The sequence below is a fragment of the Guyparkeria sp. SB14A genome (assembly GCF_005096345.1).
GTDB classification, from domain to species: domain Bacteria; phylum Pseudomonadota; class Gammaproteobacteria; order Halothiobacillales; family Halothiobacillaceae; genus Guyparkeria; species Guyparkeria hydrothermalis.
Map to the genome: position 1 here is coordinate 1 of NZ_SWAW01000043.1, position 8,710 is coordinate 8,710.

11 protein-coding genes are annotated in these 8,710 nt (G+C 68.4%); 5 read left to right on the forward strand and 6 right to left on the reverse strand.

What is annotated here, in order from left to right:
• Nucleotides 1-96: 96 nt before the first annotated feature.
• The 3 genes from FAZ79_RS10680 to FAZ79_RS10690 are packed head-to-tail and all read right to left on the reverse strand — an operon-like array spanning nucleotide 97 to nucleotide 2,887.
• Nucleotides 97-1,059 (reverse strand): MoxR family ATPase, encoded by a 963-nt coding sequence (locus FAZ79_RS10680; protein WP_136867953.1) that lies wholly within the window; start codon nucleotides 1,057-1,059, stop codon nucleotides 97-99.
• On the reverse strand, nucleotides 1,056-1,757 hold the full coding sequence (locus tag FAZ79_RS10685; RefSeq protein WP_136867954.1) for a metalloregulator ArsR/SmtB family transcription factor: 702 nt from the start codon (nucleotides 1,755-1,757) through the stop codon (nucleotides 1,056-1,058). Before FAZ79_RS10685 ends, FAZ79_RS10680 begins: the two co-directional genes overlap by 4 nt.
• Nucleotides 1,758-1,777: 20 nt before the next feature.
• Nucleotides 1,778-2,887: a YeeE/YedE thiosulfate transporter family protein gene (locus FAZ79_RS10690; RefSeq protein ID WP_169303685.1), complete on the reverse strand. Its 1,110-nt coding sequence runs from the start codon at nucleotides 2,885-2,887 to the stop codon at nucleotides 1,778-1,780.
• A 247-nt stretch (nucleotides 2,888-3,134) separates the two neighbouring features.
• Between FAZ79_RS10690 and FAZ79_RS10695 the strand changes: the two genes are divergently transcribed.
• The 5 genes from FAZ79_RS10695 to FAZ79_RS10710 all read left to right on the forward strand — a co-directional run bounded on the left by FAZ79_RS10695 (nucleotide 3,135) and on the right by FAZ79_RS10710 (nucleotide 6,521).
• The gene (locus FAZ79_RS10695) at nucleotides 3,135-3,860 is read left to right on the forward strand and encodes an MBL fold metallo-hydrolase (protein WP_136867956.1); all 726 of its coding nucleotides are present in this window, start codon (nucleotides 3,135-3,137) and stop codon (nucleotides 3,858-3,860) included.
• A gap of 25 nt (nucleotides 3,861-3,885) precedes the next feature.
• Nucleotides 3,886-4,011: a hypothetical protein gene (locus tag FAZ79_RS11825; protein WP_282097238.1), complete on the forward strand. Its 126-nt coding sequence runs from the start codon at nucleotides 3,886-3,888 to the stop codon at nucleotides 4,009-4,011.
• Nucleotides 4,012-4,014: 3 nt separating this feature from the next.
• Nucleotides 4,015-4,374 carry a rhodanese-like domain-containing protein gene (locus tag FAZ79_RS10700; RefSeq protein ID WP_136867957.1) on the forward strand — a complete coding sequence of 120 codons (360 nt, stop codon included), beginning with the start codon at nucleotides 4,015-4,017 and terminating at the stop codon, nucleotides 4,372-4,374.
• A 130-nt stretch (nucleotides 4,375-4,504) separates the two neighbouring features.
• Nucleotides 4,505-5,767 (forward strand): MFS transporter, encoded by a 1,263-nt coding sequence (locus tag FAZ79_RS10705; RefSeq protein WP_136867958.1) that lies wholly within the window; start codon nucleotides 4,505-4,507, stop codon nucleotides 5,765-5,767.
• A gap of 181 nt (nucleotides 5,768-5,948) precedes the next feature.
• The gene (locus FAZ79_RS10710) at nucleotides 5,949-6,521 is read left to right on the forward strand and encodes a DUF4124 domain-containing protein (protein WP_136867959.1); all 573 of its coding nucleotides are present in this window, start codon (nucleotides 5,949-5,951) and stop codon (nucleotides 6,519-6,521) included.
• A gap of 36 nt (nucleotides 6,522-6,557) precedes the next feature.
• Here FAZ79_RS10710 and argB read toward each other — a convergent pair whose 3' ends face one another.
• From argB to coaBC, 3 genes are all read right to left on the reverse strand, one after another.
• A complete protein-coding gene (argB, locus tag FAZ79_RS10715; protein WP_136867960.1) occupies nucleotides 6,558-7,445 on the reverse strand; it encodes an acetylglutamate kinase in 888 nt (295 codons plus the stop codon).
• Nucleotides 7,446-7,543: 98 nt separating this feature from the next.
• Nucleotides 7,544-7,999 (reverse strand): dUTP diphosphatase, encoded by a 456-nt coding sequence (dut, locus tag FAZ79_RS10720; RefSeq protein ID WP_136867961.1) that lies wholly within the window; start codon nucleotides 7,997-7,999, stop codon nucleotides 7,544-7,546.
• A 4-nt stretch (nucleotides 8,000-8,003) separates the two neighbouring features.
• The coding region (coaBC, locus tag FAZ79_RS10725; RefSeq protein WP_136867962.1) for a bifunctional phosphopantothenoylcysteine decarboxylase/phosphopantothenate--cysteine ligase CoaBC at nucleotides 8,004-8,710 on the reverse strand (707 nt) is incomplete at its 5' end.

Genomic DNA, 8,710 nt, shown 5'->3' on the forward strand with positions numbered 1-8,710 from the left:
CCTCCGGGGCGATGCCGGCCGGCCGCCGGGGCGAGACGCCGGGCGCGGGGGACGGGACGCCCAACCGCGACATCCACGCTGTCAGGCGACGCGACTTCACGGCGCCGGGATCAGCTCGAGCACCCGGTCGATCACCGCGTCGCGGGTCAGGCCGCTGACCATCGCGCGCGGACCGAGGATGATGCGGTGACGCAGGGCGTCCCTGGCCAGCCCGATCAGGTCGTCGGGGACGATGTAGTCACGTCCGTCGAGGAAGGCCGCGGCGCGGGCGGCCTGCACCCAGGCGAGCGCCCCGCGCGGCGAGGCGCCCACCAGCACCTGGTCGGCGAGGGCCGGGTCGAGCTCGCCCACCTTGCGGGTGCCGGCGACCACGTCGACCACCCAGTGCTGCAGGGCCTCGTCGCAGCGCACCTGGCGCACGGTCTCGCGCGCGGCGAGCACCTGGTCGACGGTGATGTTCTTCGCCTCGCCCACCGGGTTGGTCCCGAGCGTGCCGTCGAGCGTGCGCTTGAGGATGTCGTACTCGTCCTCGCGCTCGGGATAGTCGAGGGCCACGTGGAGCATGAAGCGGTCCATCTGCGCCTCGGGCAGCGGGTAGGTGCCCGACTGTTCCAGCGGGTTCTGCGTGGCCATGACCAGGAACAGCTCGGGCAGGTCGCGGCTGTGGCCGGCGACCGTGACCTGGCGCTCGGCCATCGCCTCGAGCAGGGCCGACTGGACCTTGGCCGGCGCCCGGTTGATCTCGTCGGCGAGCACGATCTCGTTGAACAGCGGACCCGGCTCGAAGGTGAATTCGCGGGTCTCGGGGTGGTAGACCTCGTTGCCGAGCAGGTCGGCCGGCAGGAGGTCCGGGGTGAACTGGATGCGCTTGAAATTGGCATGCACGCCCTCGGCCAGCGCCTTGATCGCGGTGGTCTTGGCCAGCCCCGGCAGGCCCTCGACCAGCAGGTGACCGCCGGTCAACAGGCCGATCAGCAGCCGGTCGACCAGCTCGGTCTGGCCGACGATGTAGTGCCCGAGGTGGGCGCGGAGGTTCTGGAGGGGCATCTGTTCGGTCATGGCTCGACTCGGCTTGTCCGCGGTTCGGTTTCGGTGTCGTCAATGCTGGTGGGCAGGCCGGCGAGCTTCCACTCCGGGAAGCCCGACTCCAGCCTCCGGGTCTGGAATCCCGCCTCGCGCAGGCGGGCGACCGCCTCGAAGGAAAAGGTGCAGTAAGGGCCGCGGCAGTAGGCGATCACCTCGCGCTCGGGGTCGAGCTCGGCCATGCGCCGCTCGAGGTCCTTGACCGAGACGTTGATCGCCCCGGGGATATGGCCCGCCTCGTATTCCTCTTCCGGGCGCACGTCGATCAGCGTCACCAGCCCCTTGCGGCAGCGCTCGATCAGCTCCTCGGCGGAAACCGGCTCGAGCGCGTCCTTGTCGTGAAGGTGGGCGTCGACCATCTGACGCACCTCGGCGAGATGCCGCTCGCCGACGCGGCGAAACACGTCCAGCAGTTCGACCACGTCGTCGGCGGCAATGGAATAGATCACCTGCTTGCCCTCGCGGCGCGCGGACACCAGCCCCGCCTGCTGCATGCGCTGCAGGTGCTGGGAGGTGTTCGCCACGGACAGCCCGGCGACCCGCGCCAGCCCATCGACCGAGCGCTCGCCCTGCGCCAGGTGCTCGAGCAGCTCCAGCCGGCGCCCGTTGGAGAGCACCTTGCCCAGCCGGGCGAACTGGTCGTTGAGATCCTGCTTGAATCGTTGCGTCGTCACCTGGTCCTCTCTCGGGATACTCACCCGGCGCAGCCGGCATCGGCGCGGCGGCGCTGGATACGAAGCGTAATCCACGCGCCCAGCATGATCAACGCGATCGACAGGATCGAGCCCAGCGCCAGGGTGGACAGGCCGGTCAGGCCGTGACCGACCGTGCAGCCCATCGCCAGCACGGCGCCGACCCCGACCATCGCCGCGCCGATCACCGTGCGCAGCCATTCCCCGATCGCCCGCGGCGCCGAGAACTGCACATCGCGCCGCACCAGCGCGCTGACGAGGCTGCCAAGGAACACGCCGACCACCGCCACCACGCCGAAGGTGATCGTGGAGCTGTTGTCGACATTCTGCAGGAAATACACCACGTCACCCAGCGGCGCACTGAAGGTGAACGACTGGGTGCCCAGGCCCTCCTGCGGCATCGTCTGCATCATCGAGGCCATGTCCGCGGCCTGGCCGGGCGCCCCACCGGTGACCCAGAACCCCAGCCCGACCGCCGTGCCGAGTAGCAGCACGCCGAACCAGGCAAGTCCGTTGCCGCCCAGCGGCAGCCAGCGCCAACTCACCGCCAGCAGCAGTGCGGCCAGCGCGGCGGCGATCAGGCCGTAGACGAGGGGGCCTCCACCGACCAAGGCGGCCAGGTCCTGGTGCGGGATGCCGACGGCGGTGAGATCGACGCTCAGTGCACCCACCCAGGGCAGGAAGGCGGTCTGGAACAGGCTGGTGCGCGTCATGGCGTAGGCCGCCACCGCCATCACCACGATGGCGACCAGCGCCTGCAGGCTGCCCTGCGAGGTCCGCACCAGGCTGCGCACCGGGCAGCCCCTGGCGAGCACCATGCCCGCGCCGAACAGCAAGCCGCCGATCAGGTAGCGCCCCCAGGCGAAATCGGCGGTGCGATAGGGCGGCCGGGTCTGGTCGAGATCGATGGCGGCGAACCACTGCACCAGCGTGGTCACCACGATGGCCACGCCGATCGCACCCAGGTAGACGGCCATGCGTCCGCCGTCGCGCTCGCCCATGTAGGCGCTCATGCCGCCAAGCAGGCAGAAGCGCGTGAATTGTGCCGCGGCCCCGAACACCACGGAAAGCACCAGGACGTACAGCAGGTACTGGAAAATCGCCGGATCCATACCCGAGCCCTCATCTTTGTTGATACGCCGATCCGCGCCATGCCGTCCGGCCATTGATCCGTTGCCATCCCGCCTCGCGACGCGTGGCAAGAACCGCCCACTCGACCGCGGCCACCGCAAGCCGGCAAGACAGCCGGCAATGATTCAATCAGTCAATTGATTCTTCTGTCAAGCAGCGCGACCTCGCTTGACTTTAATTCAATTGAGTAATTGAATGATGCCCGTACACACCAGTGGAGGGCAACCCATGTTCCTGATCCAGCACCCCTGCGAATTCAGCTCACTCGCCTATCTGTTCGGCTGCACCGGCAAGGGCCGGGCCATGGCCGTCGACGTGCATCTCGATGACGTCGACCGCTTCGTCGAGATGGCCGAGGAGAAGGGCGTGGACATCACCTTCGTGGTCGACACCCACGTCCACGCGGATCACAAGACGGGCGGCCCGGAGCTGGCCAAGCGCACCGGCGCGGAATACGTGCTGCATGAATCCGCGCCGGTGAAGCACCCGTTCCGCGGCGTGGCGCACGGCGAGCGCCTGGAACTGGGCAACGTCAGCGCGCAGGTGCTGCACACCCCGGGACATACCGACGACAGCATCTGCCTCTTGGTGACCGACCACTCGCGCACCGACCAGCCGTGGTTCCTGATCACCGGACACACGCTCTTTCCCGGCGGCGTCGGCCGCCCCGACCTGCACGGGCGCGAACGCGAGATGGCGGAAAAGCTCTACGACTCGCTGTACGGCCCGATCCTCTCCCTGCCGGATCACATCGAGATCCTCGCCGGCGCGCAGGCCGGCAGCGTCTGCGGTGGCGGCATCAGCGGCAAGCCCATGTCCACGCTGGGCTTCGAGAAGCGTCACAACAACGGGCTGATCCGCGAGCGCGGCAATTTCGTCGAGACCATCGCCTCGATCGAGCTGCCGCCGGTCGAGGAAATCAAGGCGTTCTACACCTTCAACACCGGCAACTGATGCCGCACCGGAACAGGGACACAGCATGAAAATCACACCGACACACAAGTCCGGCCTGGTCGCCAGCGCGATAGCCTGCGGCCTGATCCTCGGCGCCATCTCGCCGGTCATGGCGGAAAACGATGAACTCATCGATGCCATGGAGGGCTAGGTGATGTTCGCTGACTACCAGGGCGCGACCATCCGGCCCGAGCAGATCCCGGCGGAACAGTGGGAACAGATGACCGTCGTCGACACCCGTGACGCGGGCCAGTACGAGGAAGACCACATCCCCGGCGCCATCAACATCGAATGGCGCCAGATCCTCGAGCGCCGCGACGAGCTGCCGCGCGACGAGATGGTGCTGGTCTACTGCAATACCGGCTCGCTGTCGGCGCAGGCCGGCCTGATGCTGCGCCTGGCGGGGATGGACAACGTCCGCATCCTCCAGGACGGCTTCACCGGCTTCCAAAAGGCCGGCGGCTTCGAGGCGAATGCCCGGGCCCAGAAGGCAGCCGAGGAAGCAAGCGAGTAAGTCGTCCCACCACGTCCCGCCATGGCGCGGGGCGTCTTGCCCGATTCGGCCCGCTCGCTCGGACCGCATCCGGCAAGGCGTGTAACACCCCGACACGGGACCAAGTCACCCCAAGGGACAAGAGTAACCCATGGATATCACTCACCGGGATCTCACCCACGGCATTGCCGCCAACCGCGGCCAGTTCGTCCAGTTTCTGCTGCAGGTCTTCTTCGTCGGCGCGCTGGTGGGCATGACCCGCACGGTGCTGCCGGTGCTCTCGGAGTCGGACTTCGGCCTGGCCGCCGGCGCGTTCACCACGTTGGCGAGCTTCGTGGTGATCTTCGGCGTGATCAAGGCCACGCTCAACCTGCTCGCCGGGCGCTTTTCGGACCGGTACGGGCGCAAGCGCGTGCTGGTAGCCGGCTGGCTGTTCGCGATTCCCGTGCCGTTCCTGCTGCTGATCGCCGATTCCTGGGGTTGGGTGCTGCTGGCCACGGTCTTCCTGGGCATCAACCAGGGGCTGGCCTGGTCGATGGCGCTCAACAGCAAGCTGGACCTAACCCACGCCCACCAGCGCGGGCTGGTCAACGGCGCCAACGAGTTCGCCGGCTACGGCGGCGTGGCGGTGGCCGGCTATCTCGCCGCGATTGCCGCCCAACAGCTCGGGGCGCGCGAGGGCCTGTTCTGGTTCGGCCTGGTCGTGATCGTGCTGGCCCTGGCGCTGGCCCTCTGGATGGCGCGCGACACCCTGCCCTGGGCGCACGCCCAGCAGAAGGCCCAGCAACGGACCCGGGGCAACGGCAACGCCCCGGCACGCCGCTCCGGGCTGGGCTTCTTCCTGCATGCCACCTGGGGCAATCGCAGCCTGCTAGCGATCAACCAGGCGGGCCTGGTCGAGAAGTTCACCGACACCATCATCTGGCTGTTCGTGCCCATCCTCTTGGTCGCCCGCGGCGCGGATCTGGTGACGACCGGTTTCCTGGTGGGTATCTACGGCGTGGTCTGGGGTGCCGGCCAGCTGATCACCGGGCCGGCCTCGGACAAGCTCGGTCGGCGTGGCCTGATCACCTGGGGCATGTGGCTCTGCGGGGCGGGGATCATCGCGATCGTCCTGACCCACTCGGCCTGGGCCTGGGGACTGGCGCTGGCAGTGACCGGCGTGGGCATGGCGATGCTCTACCCCACCCTGGGGGCGGCGGTGGCCGACCACTGCGAGCCGGTCGAGCGCGCCGGCATCCTGGGCGTGTACCGCTTCTGGCGCGACTTCGGCTATGCCGTGGGCGCGCTGGCGCTGGGGCTGGTGGCGACGCTCACCGGCGGCATCGAGGCGGGCTTCTGGTTCGTCGGGCTGAGCATGGGGCTGTCAGGGCTGTGGGTGGCGCTGGGACTCGCGCCGCGCGGTCAGGATTGACGCCCGGATCGACCACCCCCTCTAGCCTGGCCCACCGCTCTGGCCAACTGGCATCGTGCTTGCAAACGTGTCCAAGTGAACGCGCCATCTCTGTCGGGAGTCCCTACGGGGAGGGCGCATTGTCACTTTCTGACCCTGCGACCAGGCCGGTCGTAGCCATCTTGGACACAAGGAGATCAGCATGCAGGTCCGCCATCGCGCCATTCTGGCCGGTCTCGCGCTCACCCTGCTTCCGGGCCTGGCCTTGCAGGCCGCCGACGTCACCTATCGCTGGGTGAACGGCGACGGCAACCTGCAATTCAGCGACACCCTGCCCTCCGGCGCGGCCGCCAACGGTTACCAGGTGATCGACCCGCATACGGGCGCGGTCGTCCGCGAGGTCGCGCCACGCAAGACGGCCGAGGAAAAGGCACGCGAGGCAGCGGCAGAAGAGGCCGCGGAGCGCGCCGAGCGCCAGGCGCGCGCCCAGGCCGAGCGCGACCGGATCCTGCTGTCGCTGTACAGCAGCGAGGCGGACCTGAAGCAGGCACGCGATCAGCGCCTCGAGCGGATGGACGCACGCATTGCGCAGATGGAAGGCTCGATCCAGCGGATGCAGGCGAACATCGATGCCGGGCACGACGACCCGGGGTATGCACGTGATCTCGAACGGATGAAACAGGCGGTGATCGAGGTGCGCGCGGAGCGCGAGGCACTGGCGGAAGAGTTCGAGGCCGACCTCAAGCGCCTGCGCGAGCTCCGGTCGAACGGCTAATGCCAACCGAACACGCTGGCCGCGAGGTTCGCCGGGTCAGCCCCGGATCAGCGTGCCGACCCCCTGGTCGGTGAGCAGCTCGAGCAGCACGGCGTGCGGCACACGCCCGTCGATGATCTGCACCGTCTTGACCCCGCCGCGCACGGCATCGAGCGCGAAATTGATCTTGGGCAGCATGCCGCCGTAGATGGTGCCGTCCTCGATCAGGGCCTCGACGTCACCGGCGGTCAGCCCGGTCAAGAGCTTGCCCTCCTTGTCCAGCACCCCGGCGATGTTGGTCAGCAGCAGCAGTTTTTCCGCCTCGAGCACCTGGGCGACCTTGCTCGCCACCACGTCGGCGTTGATGTTGTAGGCCTCGCCGTCCTCGCCCACGCCGATCGGCGCGATCACGGGAATGACGTCCGAGGCGTCCAGCGTGCGCAGGATGCCGGCGTCGATGGAGGCGACCTCGCCGACGTGGCCGATGTCGATGATCTCGGGCTCGTCGAATTCCGGGTTCTTGCGCGTCACCTTGAGCTTGCGGGCGCGCACCAGGCCCGCGTCGCGGCCGGTCAGGCCCACGGCCCGGCCGCCGTGGCGGTTGATCAGGGCGACGATGTCCTTGTTGACCAGCCCGCCGAGCACCATCTGCACCACGTCCATGGTCTCGCGGTCGGTGACCCGCATGCCCTCGATGAACTCGCCCTGCTTGCCCAGCCTTTCCAGCACCTGGTTGATCTGCGGCCCGCCACCGTGAACGATCACCGGGTTCAGGCCCACCTGCTTCAAGAGCACGATGTTGCGGGCGAAGGCGTCCTTGAGCTCTTCGTCGACCATGGCGTTGCCGCCAAACTTGATCACCACGGTCTTGTCGAACAGGCGCTGGATGTAGGGCAGCGCCTCCATCAGCACGTCGGCGGTCAGGGCGGGGTCGAATCGAGGCATGTCGGAATCTCTGTGTGCGAAATTAAGGGAAAACGGGCATTCGGAACCGGCGGGACAAGGCCGGGCACCGCTCGGCGCGGTCGACCGAGCCGAAGGGCTCAGGAACGGCCGGTGTGGCCGAAGCCGCCGGTGCCACGCTCGGTCTCGCCGAACTCGTCGACCGCCTCGAAGGCCACCTGCACCACGGGCACGACCACCAGCTGGGCAATGCGCTCGCCCACCTCGACGGTGAACGGACTGTCGCCGCGGTTCCACACCGAGACGAACAACTGGCCCTGGTAGTCCGAGTCGATCAGCCCCACCAGGTTGCCGAGTACGATGCCGTGCTTGTGGCCCAGTCCCGAGCGCGGCAGGATCATCGCCGCGAGCTCCGGGTCACCGAGATGGATCGCCATGCCGGTGGGCACCAGCTCGGTCTGGCCGGACGCGAGCGTCAGCGGCTCGTCGAGGCAGGCGCGCAGGTCCAGACCAGCCGAACCGTCGGTGGCGTAGTCCGGGCGCGGAATCTCGTTGCCCAGTCGGGGGTCGAGCCATTTGACCTCAACGCGATGCATCGTCTCAATCCTGTTTTATCTGGTGATAGGTGTCGAATATCTCGCCGGCGAGGTGGCGTTTGTCCGCCTGCGCCAAGTCGCGCTCACCGCCCTCCCACAGGAGCAGCAAGGCATTGTCCGGCCGGTCGAAGCCCCGGCCCTCGCCCACCTCGTTGGCACAGATGAGATCCATGCCCTTGGCCACGCGCTTGGTGGCCGCATGCTCGCGCACATGCTCGGTCTCGGCGGCAAACCCGATGACGAACGGCCGGTCGGCGCGCGCGGCCACGCCACGGATGATGTCGGGGTTGGGCACCAGCTCCAGGCGCAACGGCTCGCCGTCCTTCTTGAGCTTGTGGTCGGCGGGTGCCGCGACGCGGTAGTCGGCCACCGCGGCGGCGCCGACGAAAATATCCATCGACTCGATCGCCTCGACCGCCGCCTGCATGTCGGCGGCCGTCTCGACGTCGACCCGTGTCACGCCCGATGGGGTGGCCAGGGTCGACGGGCCGGCGATCAGCGTCACGGTCGCGCCGCGGCGGGCGGCCTCGGCGGCGATGGCGAACCCCATGCGCCCGGACGAGCGATTGGCAATGAAGCGCACCGGATCGATCGGCTCGCGGGTGCCGGCCGCGGTGACCACCACCCGTTGTCCCGCCAGGTCCCGACCGCCCTGGCGCGGCAGGGCCTCGAGGATGCCCCCCGCGATGGCCTCCGGCTCGAGCATCCGTC